This is a genomic window from Clostridium senegalense JC122 (assembly GCF_000285575.1).
Classification (GTDB): Bacteria; Bacillota; Clostridia; order Clostridiales; family Clostridiaceae; genus Clostridium_J; species Clostridium_J senegalense.
Genome location: NZ_HE611050.1, coordinates 577,412 through 594,462, shown reverse-complemented (window position 1 = coordinate 594,462; position 17,051 = coordinate 577,412). Strand labels below are relative to the sequence as shown.

14 protein-coding genes are annotated in these 17,051 nt (G+C 28.6%); all 14 read left to right on the top strand.

The features are described 5' to 3' along the window. The first annotated feature begins 20 nt into the window (after positions 1-20). The 14 genes from rpsO to CSGHG_RS03330 all read left to right on the top strand — a co-directional run bounded on the left by rpsO (position 21) and on the right by CSGHG_RS03330 (position 17,038). The gene (gene rpsO, locus CSGHG_RS03395; RefSeq protein WP_010292729.1) at positions 21-284 is read left to right on the top strand and encodes a 30S ribosomal protein S15; all 264 of its coding nucleotides are present in this window, start codon (positions 21-23) and stop codon (positions 282-284) included. A 105-nt stretch (positions 285-389) separates the two neighbouring features. Beyond that, a complete protein-coding gene (locus tag CSGHG_RS03390) occupies positions 390-2,498 on the top strand; it encodes a polyribonucleotide nucleotidyltransferase (RefSeq protein ID WP_010292726.1) in 2,109 nt (702 codons plus the stop codon). A 309-nt stretch (positions 2,499-2,807) separates the two neighbouring features. Continuing rightward, positions 2,808-4,082 carry a M16 family metallopeptidase gene (locus CSGHG_RS03385; protein ID WP_010292725.1) on the top strand — a complete coding sequence of 425 codons (1,275 nt, stop codon included), beginning with the start codon at positions 2,808-2,810 and terminating at the stop codon, positions 4,080-4,082. A 75-nt stretch (positions 4,083-4,157) separates the two neighbouring features. Continuing rightward, positions 4,158-4,433, top strand: a complete 276-nt coding sequence (locus CSGHG_RS03380; protein WP_010292723.1) for a YlmC/YmxH family sporulation protein — start codon at positions 4,158-4,160, stop codon at positions 4,431-4,433. A gap of 13 nt (positions 4,434-4,446) precedes the next feature. Then, complete coding sequence (dapG, locus tag CSGHG_RS03375; protein WP_010292720.1) at positions 4,447-5,640, top strand: aspartate kinase; 1,194 nt, start codon at positions 4,447-4,449, stop codon at positions 5,638-5,640. 58 nt (positions 5,641-5,698) lie between these two features. Continuing rightward, positions 5,699-6,433: a ClpP family protease gene (locus CSGHG_RS03370; RefSeq protein WP_010292718.1), complete on the top strand. Its 735-nt coding sequence runs from the start codon at positions 5,699-5,701 to the stop codon at positions 6,431-6,433. A 484-nt stretch (positions 6,434-6,917) separates the two neighbouring features. Beyond that, on the top strand, positions 6,918-9,194 hold the full coding sequence (locus CSGHG_RS03365) for an FtsK/SpoIIIE family DNA translocase (protein WP_042316028.1): 2,277 nt from the start codon (positions 6,918-6,920) through the stop codon (positions 9,192-9,194). 198 nt (positions 9,195-9,392) lie between these two features. Continuing rightward, entirely contained in the window at positions 9,393-10,715 is a 1,323-nt protein-coding gene (gene rimO, locus CSGHG_RS03360) for a 30S ribosomal protein S12 methylthiotransferase RimO (protein WP_010292713.1), read from the top strand. Between the two features lie 44 nt (positions 10,716-10,759). Then, on the top strand, positions 10,760-11,302 hold the full coding sequence (gene pgsA / locus CSGHG_RS03355) for a CDP-diacylglycerol--glycerol-3-phosphate 3-phosphatidyltransferase (RefSeq protein WP_010292711.1): 543 nt from the start codon (positions 10,760-10,762) through the stop codon (positions 11,300-11,302). A gap of 273 nt (positions 11,303-11,575) precedes the next feature. After that, positions 11,576-12,628: a recombinase RecA gene (gene recA, locus CSGHG_RS03350; RefSeq protein WP_010292709.1), complete on the top strand. Its 1,053-nt coding sequence runs from the start codon at positions 11,576-11,578 to the stop codon at positions 12,626-12,628. A 607-nt stretch (positions 12,629-13,235) separates the two neighbouring features. Then, positions 13,236-14,783 carry a ribonuclease Y gene (gene rny / locus CSGHG_RS03345; protein WP_010292706.1) on the top strand — a complete coding sequence of 516 codons (1,548 nt, stop codon included), beginning with the start codon at positions 13,236-13,238 and terminating at the stop codon, positions 14,781-14,783. A 138-nt stretch (positions 14,784-14,921) separates the two neighbouring features. After that, complete coding sequence (locus CSGHG_RS03340) at positions 14,922-15,182, top strand: stage V sporulation protein S (protein ID WP_010292705.1); 261 nt, start codon at positions 14,922-14,924, stop codon at positions 15,180-15,182. A gap of 388 nt (positions 15,183-15,570) precedes the next feature. Continuing rightward, positions 15,571-16,764: a pyridoxal phosphate-dependent aminotransferase gene (locus tag CSGHG_RS03335; RefSeq protein WP_010292704.1), complete on the top strand. Its 1,194-nt coding sequence runs from the start codon at positions 15,571-15,573 to the stop codon at positions 16,762-16,764. Between the two features lie 16 nt (positions 16,765-16,780). After that, complete coding sequence (locus CSGHG_RS03330) at positions 16,781-17,038, top strand: HPr family phosphocarrier protein (protein WP_010292703.1); 258 nt, start codon at positions 16,781-16,783, stop codon at positions 17,036-17,038. The last annotated feature ends 13 nt before the right edge of the window (positions 17,039-17,051 follow it).

Sequence of the window (17,051 nt, the reverse complement as noted above, 5' to 3'; positions counted from 1 at the left end):
CAATCGGAGGTGTTTTACACATGGATAAGGCAAGAAAACAAGAAATAATAGCTAAATTCGCAAGAACAGAAGGAGACACAGGATCACCAGAAGTTCAAGTGGCTTTATTAAGCGCAAGAATAAAAGAATTAACTGAGCACTTAAAAGTTCACAAAAAAGACCACCATTCAAGAAGAGGTCTACTAATGATGGTTGGACAAAGAAAAGGTCTTTTAAACTATTTAAAGAAGCAAGATATAGAAAGATATCGTGCTTTAATAGCTGAGTTAGGAATAAGAAAATAATTAGAGCGGCTGTGCCGCTCTATTATTTTAGGTAAATGAAAAAAATTATAAATAATATAGTTACAAATAATAAAGTAATTATAATAATTGAAAGGAGGCAAACAAATGATTCACACATTAGAAACCACTGTGGCAGGAAGACAAATGAAAGTTGAATATGGTAAAGTAGGAATGCTTTCTGATTGTGCGCTCTTCATGAATTATGGAGACACAGTTGTACTTGTTAATGTAAATGCATCAGAACAGCCTAGAGCAGGAATAGACTTTTTCCCTCTAAGTGTTGAATATGAAGAAAGATTATATTCAGTAGGAAAAATTCCAGGAGGATTTATAAAAAGGGAAGGTAAGCCTTCGGAAAAAGCAGTATTAAATGGTAGAGCTATAGATAGACCTATAAGACCTTTATTTCCAAAGGGATATAGAAATGATGTTCAAGTTGTTTGTACTGTAGTATCTGTAGAGCAAGACAATGTTCCAGACATATTAGCAATGAATGCAGCATCAACTGCATTATATTTATCAAGTATTCCATTTGTAGATCCAGTAGGAACAGTTTCAGTAGGACTTATAGATGGAGAATTTATAACAAATCCTACAGCAGCTGAAAGAGAAAAAAGTTCATTATCATTAACAGTTTGTGCTACAAAAGACAGAGTTATGATGATAGAGGCTGGTGGAGATGAAATACCTGAGGAAACTATGATTGAAGCTATAAATTATGGATTTGATCAATGTCAACAAATGGTTAAATTCCAAGAAGAAGCTAGGGCTAAGTTTGGAAAAGAAAAAATTACACCAGAACTTCATAAAGTAGAAGAAAGTTTAGAAAAAGATATAAGAGAATTTTCTTTTGAAATGTTAAAAGAAGCTATGTATATCACTGATAAAGATGAAAGAAATATAAGAATTTCTGAAATTAAAGAAAAAATAAATGAAGCCTTTGGCGAAAAATATGAAGATAAAATGAGTGATATAGCTGAAGTAATATATGGTATTCAAAAAGAAGTAGTAAGAAATATGTTACTAAAAGAAAAAAGAAGACCAGATGGAAGAGGTTTTGAAGAAATAAGAAAAATCAGCTGTGAAACAGGAATATTACCTAGAACTCATGGTACAGGGCTATTTACAAGAGGATTAACTCAAGTTATGACTGTTGCTACATTAGGAGCTTTAGGAGATGTCCAAATAATAGATGGTTTAGGTGAAGAAGAATTTAAAAGATATATGCACCATTATAATTTCCCAGCTTATAGCGTAGGAGAAGTTAGACCATTAAGAGGACCAGGAAGAAGAGAAATAGGCCATGGAGCTTTAGCAGAAAGAGCTTTAGAACCACTTATACCTTCAATAGAAGAGTTCCCGTATACTATAAGATTAGTTTCTGAAGTTTTAAGCTCAAACGGTTCAACATCTCAAGCAAGTGTGTGTGGTAGTACATTAGCGCTATTAGATGCAGGTGTTCCAATAAAAAGACCAGCAGCTGGTATAGCGATGGGATTGATTACTAGTGAAGATTTAACTGAAGAAGAAGTTTTAACTGATATTCAAGGAATAGAAGATTTCTTTGGAGATATGGACTTTAAAGTAGCTGGTACTGAAGAAGGAATAACATCTATACAAGTAGATACAAAAATAAAAGGCTTATCTAAAAATTGTATAAGACAATCTATAGAAAAAGCTAAAGTTGCTAGACTTTATATTTTAGATAAGATAAAGGATTGTATACCAGCGCCAAGAGAAGAATTATCTGAGTACGCGCCAAGAATGTATAGTATTACTGTTCACCCAGATAAGATAAGAGATATAATAGGACCTGGTGGAAAGACAATAAAACAAATTATTGCTGACACAGGGGTAAAAATAGATACTAATGATGATGGTAAAGTAGTTATAATGTCTAATGACAGTGAAAGTGCTAATGCAGCATTAAAAATGATAAAAGATATAACTAAAGAAGTCGAAGTTGGTGAAATTTATTTAGGTAAAGTAACTAAAATAGCTGCATTTGGAGCATTTGTAGAAATCATGCCTAAAAAAGAAGGTTTAGTTCACATATCTAAACTAGATGCAGAAAGAGTAAATAAAGTAGAAGATATTGTATCAGTTGGTGATGAAATTTTAGTAAAAGTTACTGAAATAGATAATCAAGGAAGAATCAATCTTTCAAGAAAAGATGCAATTAAAGATACTCAAGGTAATAACGAAGAAAAGTAATTTATAAATAGAAGGGCTTATTGCCTTTTTATTTTTTTATGCAATTATATAGTAAAATAGATTTGAATTAAAATTTATTATAAATATACTCTTGTTAATATGTAATTAATTTTAAACTTTAAAAGATGGAAATATATAATGTTTATTTTAATAGGTATATATAATTCGATAATCTTAAATAATAATATAAGAACTTATAATAAAAGATTTTAAATTAATATAGAAATAAAATTGTTTATATTGATTTTTACCAAAATATAGATTATATTTATAATAAATTTTAAAAATACCTTCAACAAGGAGAAGAAAATGTATAATTTATTTAGACTTAATAATGGATTACGGGTAGTTGTTGAGAATATTGAGCACTTTAATTCAGTTTCTATAGGATTATGGGTAGAGAATGGGTCAAGAAAAGAAAATCTAAGCAATAATGGAATATCCCATTTTATAGAACACATGTTATTTAAAGGTACAGAAAATAGAACATCTAAAGAGATCGCAGAAGAAATTGAAGATGTAGGTGGTCAAATAAATGCCTTTACAGGTAAAGAGGCTACGTGCTACTATATAAAAACTTTAGACACACACCTAGAACTTGGATTAGAAATTTTATCTGATATGTTATTTAATAGTTTATTCAATGAAGATGATATAGAGAAAGAAAAAGGTGTTGTAATAGAGGAAATAAATATGAGTGAAGATAATCCAGAAGATGTACTTGGCGATTTACATGCAAAAGCTGCTTGGGGTGATGATGGATTATCACTTCCTATTTTAGGAAGTCAATCTACTGTAAAAGCATTTAATAAAACTTTATTGGTAGATTATGTTAAAGCTCACTACATACCAGAAAATTGTGTCATATCTATATGTGGAAAATTAGATATGAACAAAATAGAAAAGTTAGTAGAGGATTATTTTGGAAAATGGCAATCAGTAAATAAAAATATAACTTTATACTCAACACCAAAAATATTAAAAAATAATTGTTTTAGAAAGAAAGATATAGAACAACTTCACATAAATTTAGGATTGAATGGATTTAAAGTAGGAGATAACGATTTATATACATCTATATTATTATCCAATATTTTAGGAGGAGGAGCTTCATCTTTATTATTTCAAAAAATAAGAGAAGAATTAGGGGTGTGTTATTCAATATACATGTATATGACTTCACATGTTAATAATGGGTTAATTAATGTTTATGCTGGATTAAATCCTAAACATGCTAAATATGCTTTAGAAGCAATAAGTGATGAAGTGTATAAGTTTGCTAATAAGAAAATAGATAATAATAAATTAGCTAAAACTAAGGAACAATTAAAGGGAAATTATATATTAGGATTAGAAAGTACTAGCAGCAGAATGTTTAGTAATGGAAAATCTGTTATGTTTCAAAATAAAATAAATACACCTATGGATGTAATAAATAAAATTGATAAGATAGATATGGACAGTGTAGAGAGGGTGCTAGATAAGACATTCAAACAAGGTGTTGTTAATTCAGCATTTGTAGGTAAAGACATAAATATATTAAATGAATATTATAAAGAAAATATAATTAATATAGAAAAATAATAGATAATTTATATCATAAATATAAAGACAGAGTCATAGTTATCTTTATATACATAAAAGAAATGGGGGGTAACTATGGAGGAAAATATTAAATATTTAAGTGAAATGGAGAGATATGAGATTATAAATATCAATGACGGAGATAAATACAATTTTTTAGCCAATAACGATATTGTTATAGATGAACAAGGTGTATTAAAATTATTATTGTTAAATGAAAACAAATCTGGATTTAGCTTTTTAAAAAGTAATGGGCTTATGGAAGTACCATGGGAACATGTAAAGAAGATTGGATCAAGAACTATAATAATTGATGTAGAGGATGAAGTTTTAAAAAGGTCTCATATATAACGGGGGTGTATTAATGAAGATACTAGTGCAAAAATTTGGAGGAACTTCTGTTTCAAGTAAAAATAATAGAAATTTAGTTGTAAAAAAGGTTAAATCTGCTATAGAAAATGGATATAGTCCAGTTGTTGTAGTTTCTGCTATGGGAAGAAAAGGAGATAATTATGCAACGGATACGTTGCTTCAATTATTAGATGATGAATTTAAAAGAAATAACTTATTAGCCACAGATGCCATTTTGGGATGTGGAGAAATAATAAGCACAGTGGTAATGTGTAATGAATTATATAATGAAGATATTAATGCTGTTCCATTAACAGGAGGCCTTGCAGGGATACAAACAGATAATACTTATGGAAATGCAACTATATTAAATGTTGATTCCAAGAGAATACTTGAGTTATTAGAAAAAGGAATTGTTCCAGTTGTTGCAGGATTTCAAGGAATTGGCGAGGATGGATACTTAACAACTCTAGGTAGAGGTGGAAGTGATGTTACTGGTGCAATTTTAGGAGCAGGGTTAAATGCTAAGGAAGTTCATATATATACAGATGTAGATGGAATAATGACTGCAGATCCTAGAATAGTTTCTGAAGCTGCACTTATAAAACAAATAGGATATGATGAAGTGTTTCAATTTGCAGATCAAGGGGCAAAAGTTATACATCCAAGAGCTGTGGAAATATCAAAAAAATATGGTATCCCATTAGTTATTAAAAATACATTAAGTGATTGTGAAGGAACTACAATTTCAAATGAAATTTGTGATTTATCTAGCAGTATTATTACTGGGATAACACATATTAAAGATAGAGTCCAAATAACAGTAAGTCATAATGGCACTGAAGAATATATAAATTTATTTGAGATTTTGGCAAATGAGAATATAAGTATAGATCTTATTAGTGTGTTTCCAAAGCAAAAAATATTTACTATAGAAAGTAAAGATTTAGATAAATTTAAATCTATATTAAAAGAAATTAACTTAGAATATTCTTATATAGAAAACTGCAGTAAAATAGCTGTAATAGGTTCTAAAATGAAGGGTGTTCCAGGGGTAATGGCACGAATATTAAAGGCATTAACTAAAGGAAATATAGAGGTTTTACAAACAGCAGACTCACATATGACAATTTGGTGTTTGGTAGAGGAAATAAATACACAGTCAGCTATAAACCTTCTTCATAAAGAATTTAATTTAGAACAATAAGTATAACCATGTCCCTAAATGCACAGAATATAAATATGTCATTTAGGGAGGTTGTTTTATGAATTTAGAAAAAGAAGAAAAGGAAGTAACAAAGAATATTGTAAGTGAAGTGGAAAAAAATGAAGATGAAATAAGAGCTAGTGAAAATATTGAAAATATTAAAGAATTAGGCGTTCAAAGTGTTCCAGAAGTAGATGAAAGTATACAGGTATTGCCTATAATTGGGCAAATTGAAGGGCACAACGTAGGATCTCCGCAAACAAAAACTACAAAATATGAACATGTAATTCCACAATTAATTGCAATGGAAAGAGATAAAAATGTAAAAGGAATATTAGTTGTATTGAATACAGTAGGTGGAGATGTAGAAGCAGGTCTGGCTATAGCTGAAATGATTAATAGTTTGACAAAGCCTACAGTATCGTTAGTTATAGGTGGAGGGCATTCAATAGGTGTGCCACTAGCAACATCATCACATTATTCTTTTATATCACCTACAGCAACGATGATAGTTCATCCAGTAAGAATGAATGGTTTAGTTATAGGAGCACCACAAACTTTTGAATATTTTAGAAAAATGCAAGACAGAATAGTAGAATTTATAGTTAGGACATCTAAAATTTCTGAAGAAGAATTAAGAAAACTGATGGCTCAGACGGATGAACTTTTAAATGATATGGGAACTATACTTATAGGAAAACAAGCTGTAGAATGTGGATTGATTGACGAGGTTGGTGGAATATCCCAAGCTTTAAATAAGTTAAATGAGCTTATAAAAACAAATTTAAAATAGGTCTTTGGACCTATTTTTTAATTTGAAATTAAAATAGATCATTATTATAATTAAAGTTAGGTGGATTAAATTCAAATATATTTGTAAATCATATTGATAGTATATTTTAGTATAAAAGTGTACAAGCATTATTTTATATAAAAACATAGTACTATTTAAAAAATATATATAAAAAGACAAAAAATATATAGTATAATATATAATGTTATTTAAGAATAAGATGAAAATATTTCATGAAATGGATTTAAATATTGTAAAAGGTTATAATGGATATTGTAGAGATATATGGTAGTCAATATAATTTTTAAGTTAAACAGAAATTTTTTACATATTTATTTAAAAATATAATTAATATATTTCTATTTTATGTTAAAGAATTAAAATATATTATGTCGGAGGTGATACAGTGGCAAGAAGTAGCACAAAAGGTAAAAAAAAGTCGGAAAAGACAAAAGCTAAGGTACAAAAACAACAAGCAAAACCTATGAGCAAGGAAATGAAGGGAATATTATTAATAGTATTAGCACTAATAATATTGTTAAGTCTTTGTTCTACTCTTTTTAATCAAAAAGAATCTTTTACAGGTGTTTTAGGAGTATTCCTTTATAATTTATTAGTTGGAATTGTAGGTATAGGAGCATATGTCTTACCACTGATATTAATTTTTGTAGGATTTAATTATATAACTAAAGGGAAAATGGAGTTTTCTAAAAAAGTTTGTGGAATAATTTTATTTATTATAAATACTATTCTTATAGTACAAATGGTTACATTACCTAAATATTATGTAGATGGAAACTTGATGAAAAGCCTTAATTTAGTTTATAACTCATATACTATAGTTCATGGAGGGGTTCTAGGATATCTCATAACTCTTCCGCTATATAAGCTTTTAGGAAGTATAGGAAGCTATATTATATTTGTAACAGTATATTTATTAGCAATAATTTTAATTAAAGATAGTACTATTAAAGAAATGATTCATACTACAAAAAATATGGTTACCAGTTTAGGTTCAACAATTAAAAATTCAGATAAAAGCATTGAAAATACAATTGTAAAAAGTGATATACCAATAAATGATACTGTTGCAGTAACAGAAGACATATCATTAGATAACCCATTTTTTGACCTTACAAATAAAAAAGAGAATAATGATGATAATAAAATAAAAATTATAGAATTTTTAAAAGAAGAAGATAAAAATTGTGATAATACAGATTTTGCTTTTGAAAATTCAGATGAAAAAGCAAAAAATAGCTTTCATGGAATAAAAAAATATAATTTAAGTCAAGAGGAAAAAGTAGAAGAATTAAATATAAATGACTTTAATAATAATAAGATTTTAAATTATAAAAATCCAGATATTAGTTTGCTTTATAAAAATGATCAAAGTCAATTAAAAAAAGGTGATAAAAAAGAACTTTTAAATAGTGCAAGTAAACTTCAAGATACTCTGCAAAGTTTTGGAGTAGAAGCAAAGGTTACACAAGTAACAAAAGGTCCATCAGTAACTAGATTTGAACTTCAACCTAGTGCAGGGGTAAAAGTAAGTAAAATAGTCAATTTAGCAGATGATATTGCTCTAAACTTAGCGGCTTCAGGAGTAAGAATAGAGGCACCTATACCAGGAAAGGCAGCTGTTGGCATAGAAGTGCCTAATAAAGAACTTTCAGCGGTATACTTAAGAGAAGTAATAGAATCTGAGGAATTTAATAATTTTAATAAAAATTTAGCCTTTTGTTTAGGAAAGGATATAGCAGGAAATTCTATTATATCAGATCTTACTAAAATGCCTCATTTACTTGTGGCAGGAGCTACAGGATCTGGTAAAAGTGTATGTATAAACACATTACTTATGAGCATTTTGTATAAATATTCACCTGATGAAGTGAAATTAGTGTTGATAGATCCTAAAGTTGTAGAATTAAATGTATATAATGGAATTCCACATCTTTTAATTCCAGTAGTAACTGACCCTAAAAAAGCAGCAGGTGCATTGAATTGGGCTGTAAATGAAATGACAAGAAGATATAAAATTTTTGCAGATAGTGGAGTAAGAAATGTAGAAGGATATAATGAAATGGCATCTAAAGGAATCGTGGAAGAGAAACTTCCATGGATAATAATTATTATAGATGAACTTGCAGATCTTATGATGGTTTGTCCGCACGATGTTGAAGATTATATTGGAAGATTAGCGCAAATGGCTAGAGCGGCAGGTATGCATTTAGTTATAGCTACACAAAGACCTTCTGTAGATGTAATTACAGGAGTTATAAAAGCTAATATACCTTCAAGAATATCTTTTGCAGTTTCAAGTCAAATTGACTCTAGAACTATATTAGATTCATCTGGTGCAGAAAAATTACTGGGAAAAGGAGACATGTTATTTTATCCGGTTGGGGAATCTAAGCCTCTAAGAATACAAGGAGCTTTTGTATCAGAAGAAGAGGTAGAAAGAGTTGTTAGTTTTATAAAAAATCAAATTGAAGAACATGTGTATTCAGAACAAATAATTGAGCAAATAGAAGAAGGGATAAAACCATCTCAAGATAGTGAATGTGATGAGCTTTTAAATGAAGCCATAAAAATAGTAGTTGAGGAAGAACAAGCATCTACATCACTGTTGCAGAGAAGATTAAAAATAGGATATAATAGAGCGGCAAGAATTATTGATCAGATGGAAGAACGCGGAATTATATCTGGGAGAAATGGAAGTAAACCAAGACAAGTTTTATTAAGTAAAGAAGAAATATAAGATGTTTTAAAAATTGTAATATAAGGTTATAATGTAATTGTAATATTAAATTTACTTTAAATAACCTATATTATTTTTAGTATAAATGTGATTGTACATTAAACTTTAGGGTATATATAATATTTTTTGAAATATAAGTGTTACATTATAAAACTAATGAAAAACTTCCAATTATATATAATAAATAGGAGGAAATGAATGAACAAGTTAAAAGTTGGAATAGTAAATTTAGGTTGTGATAAAAATAGAATAGATTCTGAAATAATAGTTGGTAAAGTGAAAGAAAGATATGAAGTAGTTAATGAACCAGAAAATGCAGACATAATAATTATAAATACCTGTGGATTTATAGAAAGCTCTAAAGAAGAATCTATAAATACTATATTGGAAATGTCAAGATTTAAAGAGGGTAAATGTAAGGTCTTAATAGCAACTGGATGTTTAACTCAAAGATATGGAAGTGAACTTTTAAATTTAATTCCTGAGCTAGATATTATATTAGGAGTTAATGATTATGATAAATTAATTGAAAGTGTTGAAAAAGTATTAAAAACTAATAAACAAATAGCGTATACAAATTATAGTGATTCTAATATAAATGTAGGAAAAAGAATAATTACAACTGGAAGTACAACTGCTTATGTAAGAATAGCTGAAGGTTGTAATAATACCTGTGCATATTGTGCGATACCTAAAATAAGAGGTAAATACAGAAGTAGAAAAATGGAAGATATAATTTTAGAAGTAAAAGAATTAGCTATAAATGGTTATAAGGAAATAATATTAGTAGCTCAAGATACAACAAGTTATGGGATAGATATATATAAAGAAAAAAGTCTACATATCTTATTAAAAGAGTTATCTAAAATAAATAGTATTAAATGGATACGTGTTTTATATTGTTATGCAGAAGAACTTACAGATGATATAATAAGTGAATTTGCAACTAATGATAAAGTTTGTAAATATGTAGATATTCCAATACAACACATAAGTGATAATATATTAAAATCAATGCGCAGAAAAGGAAGAAAAAGAAATATAACTGAAAATATACTAAAATTAAGAAAACAAATACCAGATGTAGTTTTAAGAACAACTCTTATAGTAGGGTTCCCTGGAGAAACTGAAGAAGATTTTAATGAACTAAAAGAGTTTGTAAAAGAAATAAAATTTGACAAATTAGGCGTATTTACTTACTCGCAAGAAGAAGATACTGTAGCAGCAGAGATGGATAATCAGATTGATGAAGGAATAAAAGAAGAAAGATATCATCAAATTATGCAAATGCAGCAAAAAATATCTAAAGAAGTTAATAAAAATAAAGTGGGAAAAATATATGATGTTTTAGTAGAAAGTAAAGATGGAGAAGTTTATATAGGTAGAAATTCAGTTATGTGTCCAGAGGTAGATGGAGAAATATTTATAGAATCTAAAGAAGAGTTGAAAATTGGTCAATTTGTTAAAGTGAAAATTATTAGAGCGTTAGAGTATGATTTGATAGCTGTATTGGAAAAATAACCTTAAAGTTAAGTTTAAAAAATATTTAGTGGGAGTTGTGTTTTATGAATCTTGCAAACAAGCTTACAATAATAAGAATGATTTTAGTGCCATTTTTTTTATTTTTCATGGCTTTTGATACTAAAATAGGCATATTTATTGCAACTGTAATATTTATAGTTGCATCAATAACAGATAAATTAGATGGATATATAGCAAGAAGTAGGAACCAAATAACTAATTTTGGAAAATTTATGGACCCGTTAGCAGATAAACTTTTAGTTACATCTGCCCTTGTAGTTTTAGTAGAGCTAGGGATTATGCCGGCTTGGATGGTTATGGTAATAGTTGCTAGGGAATTTGCCGTTTCTGGATTAAGAACGGTTGCTGCTTCAGAAGGGGTAGTTATTGCTGCTAGTCAGTGGGGAAAATGGAAAACCGTTGTACAAATGACTTTTATAATATTAGCTCTAGTAACATTAAATGTTCCAAATAATATATTGATTATATTAACTAAAGTATTTATGATTTTGTCTGTGATTATAACTTTAATCTCAGGAATTGATTATTTTGTGAAAAATAAAAATATCATAAATACAGAAAAGTAAAATTTAATTAGTTTAAAAATGATTTTATTGAAAGTAAAAAAACTAGTTTTTAACTAGTTTTTTTACTTAATACTATGTTCAGTATAGTTAGAAAAAATGATTAAAAAATTATATAATGTTAAGTATAATAATAATAATATGATAAAATAAATTGACAACATTTATTTTAAAATGTATACTTGTCTAACTAAGCAAAAAATATTGTTAGTATGATACATTAAGTTTATATATTAAGCTTATATATAAGATTTTTATTAGAAAGGGTGGCGCGATATGAATAGTGAAAAGCTTAAGGCTTTAGAGTCGGCTATGACTCAAATAGAGAAGCAATTTGGAAAAGGTTCTGTTATGAAATTAGGAGAAAATAGTGTATTAGAGATAGATGCTATTTCAACTGGTTGTTTAGGACTTGATATAGGACTTGGAATAGGTGGTGTTCCAAGAGGAAGAATCATGGAAATATTTGGGCCAGAGTCATCAGGTAAAACAACAGTAGCTTTACATATTGTTGCAGAAGCTCAAAAAGCTGGTGGAGTTGCTGCATTTATAGATGCAGAACACGCTTTAGATCCTGTTTATGCAAAAGCATTAGGAGTAGATATTGATAATTTAATTGTATCTCAGCCAGATACTGGAGAACAAGGATTAGAAATAACAGAAGCATTAGTGCGTTCAGGTGCAGTAGATATAGTAGTAGTAGATTCTGTTGCTGCATTAGTGCCTAAGGCTGAAATAGAAGGTGAGATGGGTGATTCACATGTAGGACTTCAAGCAAGACTTATGTCACAAGCATTAAGAAAACTAGCAGGTTCTATAAACAAATCTAAATGTGTAGCAGTATTTATAAATCAGTTAAGAGAAAAAGTTGGAATAATGTTTGGTAACCCAGAGACGACTCCTGGAGGAAGAGCATTAAAATTCTATGCATCTGTAAGATTAGATGTTAGAAGAATAGATAGTATAAAACAAGGTGATGAATTTTTAGGTAATAGAACAAGAGTGAAAATAACTAAAAATAAAGTGGCGCCTCCATTTAAACAAGCTGAATTTGATATAATGTATGGAGAAGGTATATCTAAAGAAGGTGATGTTTTAGATATAGGTGTTAAAGAAGAAATAGTTCAAAAGAGTGGTGCATGGTTCTCTTATGGTGATGTAAGATTAGGACAAGGTAGAGAAAATGCTAAAAACTATTTTAAAGAGAATCCTCAAATAAGATTAGAAATAGAAAATAAAATAAGAGCTAAATATGATTTACCATTATACAAAGAATCAACAAACTCATCAAAAAAAGTTTCAAAAGAGGAAAAAGAAGTTACAAAATAAGTTTTTGAAATTAAGGAGGGAAAACCCTCCTTTTTTTATTTCAAAAAGATATAAGGTAGTTAATTTTAAAAAAATTAAAGAGTTTATTTAAAATACTTGTTTATATTAATATTAATAATATATACTTAATGAGGAATAGTTTTTCGAAGGGTTATTTATATAAAACAGCTGTAACAATAAAAAAACTATACAAGGTCTCTAAATGAAAGTTAATATTCATAGAAAAAGGTGTAAATTGGTATCAGTTAAGTATTTTATAAAATGTAAAGTTAAAGAAATAATATTATTATATTTAAAATAAGACTTTGAATATACCTATTGAATTTTGGTTATAATTTAGATAATATCCTGATTATTTTTAAATATAAAAAAATAAAATGAATTAAAAAAATAGCACTATGAAAACCTTGTAAAGGCTAGTGTTATGCACTCTTTAGCAAATGTTAATCATCTTGACATTATATAGAAAGTAATATAAAATAAATACAAATACTGGTTTAGCATAATATAATTGCTACCAATTGAATAAAGTATGACACCTTTTCTAACTTTTATTTTGGAGTAAAATAGATTGCACTAAAAATGAAGAAGGAGGTGTTTATATACAATGACTGGATTGAATGCATTGTTTATAATAGGATTATTAATTGTTATTTTAATTGGAACTTTTGTTGTTATTTATACTAGAAAAAATATATCACAAGCTAATATTGCTAAGTCTGAGGAAGATGCTAAAAAAATTATAGAGGAGGCTAAAAGAGAGGCCGAATCTGCAAAAAAAGAATCTATACTAGAGGCTAAAGAAGAAGTCCATAGATTAAGAACGGATTTTGAAAGAGAGTCTAGAGAAAGAAGAAATGAAGTACAAAGACTTGAAAGAAGAGTAATTCAAAGGGAAGAGTCTCTAGATAAGAAAAATGCAATATTAGAAAAAAAAGAGGATACACTTAATAAGAAGCAACAAGAGGTAGAGGCATTAGAAACGAGTATACAAGACTTGTATACTAAAGAAAGAGAAGAATTAGAAAGATTATCAAATCTTACTTCAGAAGAAGCTAAGCAAGTTTTGCTTGAGGAAGTAAGAAAAGAAATTAGACATGAAACAGCAATCATGATTAAAGATGTTGAACAAAAGGCGAAAGAAGAAGCTGATAAAAAAGCTAGAGAAATTATAACTTATGCTATACAAAGATGTGCAGCAGACCATGTTGCAGAATCTACTGTTCATGTTGTTTCACTTCCAAATGATGAAATGAAAGGAAGGATAATTGGTAGAGAGGGTAGAAATATTCGAGCACTTGAAACTCTTACAGGTGTAGATTTAATTATAGATGATACTCCAGAAGCCGTGATTCTTTCAGGATTTGATCCGATTAGAAGAGAAGTTGCTAAAATAGCTTTAGAAAAATTAATAGTTGATGGACGAATACATCCTGCTAGAATAGAAGAAATGGTTGAAAAAGCTAAGAAGGATGTAGAAAATGATATCAGAGAAGAAGGCGAACAGGCTACTTTTGAAACAGGTGTACATGGTCTACATATAGAGGTATTAAAACTATTAGGAAGACTTAAGTACAGAACAAGTTATGGTCAGAATGTGTTAAAACATTCAATTGAGGTTTCTTATTTAGCAGGGCTAATGGCTTCAGAGTTAGGTATAGATCCAACAGTTGCAAAAAGATGTGGGTTGTTACATGACATTGGTAAAGCAGTAGATCATGAAGTTCAAGGTCCACATGCATTAATAGGATCAGAACTTGCAAAAAAATATCATGAATCAGCAATAGTTGTAAATGCTATAGCTGCTCACCATGGAGATGTTGAACAACAATCACTTGAAGCTGTTTTGGTTCAAGCAGCTGATGCTATTTCAGCGGCAAGGCCAGGAGCTAGAAGAGAAACTTTAGAGGCTTACATTAAGCGTTTAGAAAAGCTTGAAGAAATTGCAAATTCATATGAAGGTGTAGAAAAGTCATATGCCATTCAGGCTGGAAGAGAAGTTAGAATTATGATTAAACCAGAAGAGATTGATGATACAGGCGCTATTGAGGTGGCAAGGGATATTGTGAAGAGAATAGAGGGAGAATTAGAGTACCCAGGTCAAATAAAGGTAAATGTAATCAGAGAAACTCGAGCTATAGAGTATGCAAAATAGTAAATTTTTATAAAATAGACAAAAATAATCTTCTTAAATTTTGAAAAAATTTATTTTTATCAAAAATTTAAGAGGATTTTTTTAACTTTTGTAGAATATCTAATTATACAGAATTTAAATTTACTAGGAGGGTTAATCATGGAAGTATTAAAAGTTTCAGCAAAATCAAGCCCAAATTCAGTAGCAGGAGCTTTAGCAGGGGTATTAAGAGAAAAAGGAGCAGCAGAAATACAGGCTATAGGTGCTGGTGCTCTTAATCAAGCTGTGAAATCGGTTGCCATAGCTAGGGGGTTTGTAGCACCGAGTGGAATAGATTTAGTTTGTGTTCCAGCATTTACAGATATAGAAATCGATGGGGAAGAACGAACTGCTATAAGATTAATTGTACAACCTAGATAATTATTAGAAAATAAATTATATAGGCACAATCCCAAAATAGTATTTAAATTCTATTTTGGGATTGTTTTTTAATGCTGTATAGAAAATATAGTGAAAAGTTAAGTGTTAAATTTACTTTATTATAAAAAAATAAAAAATATAGAATGAATTATAAAAAACAAACCATAATATATAATGAGTTATGATTTAAAATAAAAGTGATATACAAATAGATATATAATGTGTCACTTTGTTTAGTAAATGTTCAAAATACGCTATAAACTTGTTTACACTTTATACAATAAATGATATAGTATAAATTGTATGAAGTATATCCTTCATAAGAGGGAAAAATGAAGGTATCAATTCAAGTTTACATAAAATATACTGAGCAATGGGGGTTTAATTTATGAAATTATCAAATAAAGCTTTGCAAATTTCACCATCTTTAACTTTAGCAATAACAGCTAAAGCAAAACAAATGAAAGCAGATGGAATAGATGTGATTGGATTTGGAGCAGGTGAGCCAGATTTTAATACTCCAAAAAATATTCAAAATGCTGCTATTGATGCAATTCAAAAGGGATTAACTAGATATACTGCTGCTTCAGGAATAGTTGAATTAAAAGAAGCAATAGTTAATAAGTTTAAAAATGATAATAATTTAACTTATAAAACATCTCAAATAGTAATTTCAACAGGAGCTAAACAATGTTTAGCAAATGCATTTCAAGCTATTTTAAATCCTAATGATGAAGTACTAATTGGAGTTCCTTATTGGGTAAGTTATCCTGAACTAGTACAACTAGCAGATGGAAAGCCAGTTTTTGTAGAAACTTCAGAATCAAATGCCTTTAAGTTAACAGTAGATGCATTAAAAAAAGCTACAACAGAAAAAACAAAAGCTTTAATATTAAATAGTCCTAATAATCCAACAGGAACAGCGTATACAAAAGAGGAGTTATTAGCTATAGCAGACTTTGCTAAAGAAAAAGATATAATGATTATTTCAGATGAAATTTATGAAAAATTATTATATGGTTCAGAAGGTCATATATCAATAGCAAGTCTTTCAGAAGATGCTTATAATAGAACAATAGTTATTAACGGTGTATCCAAAGCATATGCTATGACTGGTTGGAGAATTGGTTATGTTGCAGCTTCAGAAGAAATTGCAAAACTAATGTCAAACGTTCAAAGTCATACAACATCAAATCCTTGTTCAATATCTCAATATGCATCAGTTGAAGCTTTAAATGGGGAACAAGGCGAAGTTGAAGCAATGATAAAAGAATTTAAAAATAGAAGAGATTTTATGGTTGATAGAATTAATTCAATAGATAATTTATCTTGTGTAAAACCAGAAGGTGCATTTTATGTTATGGTTAATATAAGTAAAGTTTTAGGTAAAAAATTTAATGGTGTAACAATAAAAGATTCATTAACTTTCTCACAATTATTATTAGAGGAAGAAAAAGTTGCGTTAGTTCCAGGTATAGCATTTGGAGTTGATGAATTTGTAAGATTATCTTATGCTACATCTGTAGAAAATATAAAAGAAGGACTAAACAGAATAGAAAAATTTATAAAAAACATACAATAATTAAGAGGTGATGCCAGTGGTATCAAAAGAATTAAAAATTAAAAATTCACAAGGATTACATGCTAGACCAGCTACTTTATTAGTTAGAGTAGCATCATCGTTTAAATCATCAATAAGTATTGAATATAATGATAAAGCTGCTAATGCTAAAAGTTTAATAGGAATTTTATCTTTAGGAATTAATAAAGATAGTACTGTTAATTTAGTGATAAAAGGCAGTGATGAAGAAAAAGCACTAGAAAATATTTGTGAATTGATAAACAACTTAGAATAATATAAGAAAAACT

Coding starts and splice junctions, on each gene's coding strand:
- rpsO (WP_010292729.1), top strand. CDS start 21: ATGGATAAGGCAAGAAAACAAGAAATAATAGCTAAATTCGCAAGAACA.
- CSGHG_RS03390 (WP_010292726.1), top strand. CDS start 390: ATGATTCACACATTAGAAACCACTGTGGCAGGAAGACAAATGAAAGTT.
- CSGHG_RS03385 (WP_010292725.1), top strand. CDS start 2,808: ATGTATAATTTATTTAGACTTAATAATGGATTACGGGTAGTTGTTGAG.
- CSGHG_RS03380 (WP_010292723.1), top strand. CDS start 4,158: ATGGAGGAAAATATTAAATATTTAAGTGAAATGGAGAGATATGAGATT.
- dapG (WP_010292720.1), top strand. CDS start 4,447: ATGAAGATACTAGTGCAAAAATTTGGAGGAACTTCTGTTTCAAGTAAA.
- CSGHG_RS03370 (WP_010292718.1), top strand. CDS start 5,699: ATGAATTTAGAAAAAGAAGAAAAGGAAGTAACAAAGAATATTGTAAGT.
- CSGHG_RS03365 (WP_042316028.1), top strand. CDS start 6,918: ATGAGCAAGGAAATGAAGGGAATATTATTAATAGTATTAGCACTAATA.
- rimO (WP_010292713.1), top strand. CDS start 9,393: ATGAACAAGTTAAAAGTTGGAATAGTAAATTTAGGTTGTGATAAAAAT.
- pgsA (WP_010292711.1), top strand. CDS start 10,760: ATGAATCTTGCAAACAAGCTTACAATAATAAGAATGATTTTAGTGCCA.
- recA (WP_010292709.1), top strand. CDS start 11,576: ATGAATAGTGAAAAGCTTAAGGCTTTAGAGTCGGCTATGACTCAAATA.
- rny (WP_010292706.1), top strand. CDS start 13,236: ATGACTGGATTGAATGCATTGTTTATAATAGGATTATTAATTGTTATT.
- CSGHG_RS03340 (WP_010292705.1), top strand. CDS start 14,922: ATGGAAGTATTAAAAGTTTCAGCAAAATCAAGCCCAAATTCAGTAGCA.
- CSGHG_RS03335 (WP_010292704.1), top strand. CDS start 15,571: ATGAAATTATCAAATAAAGCTTTGCAAATTTCACCATCTTTAACTTTA.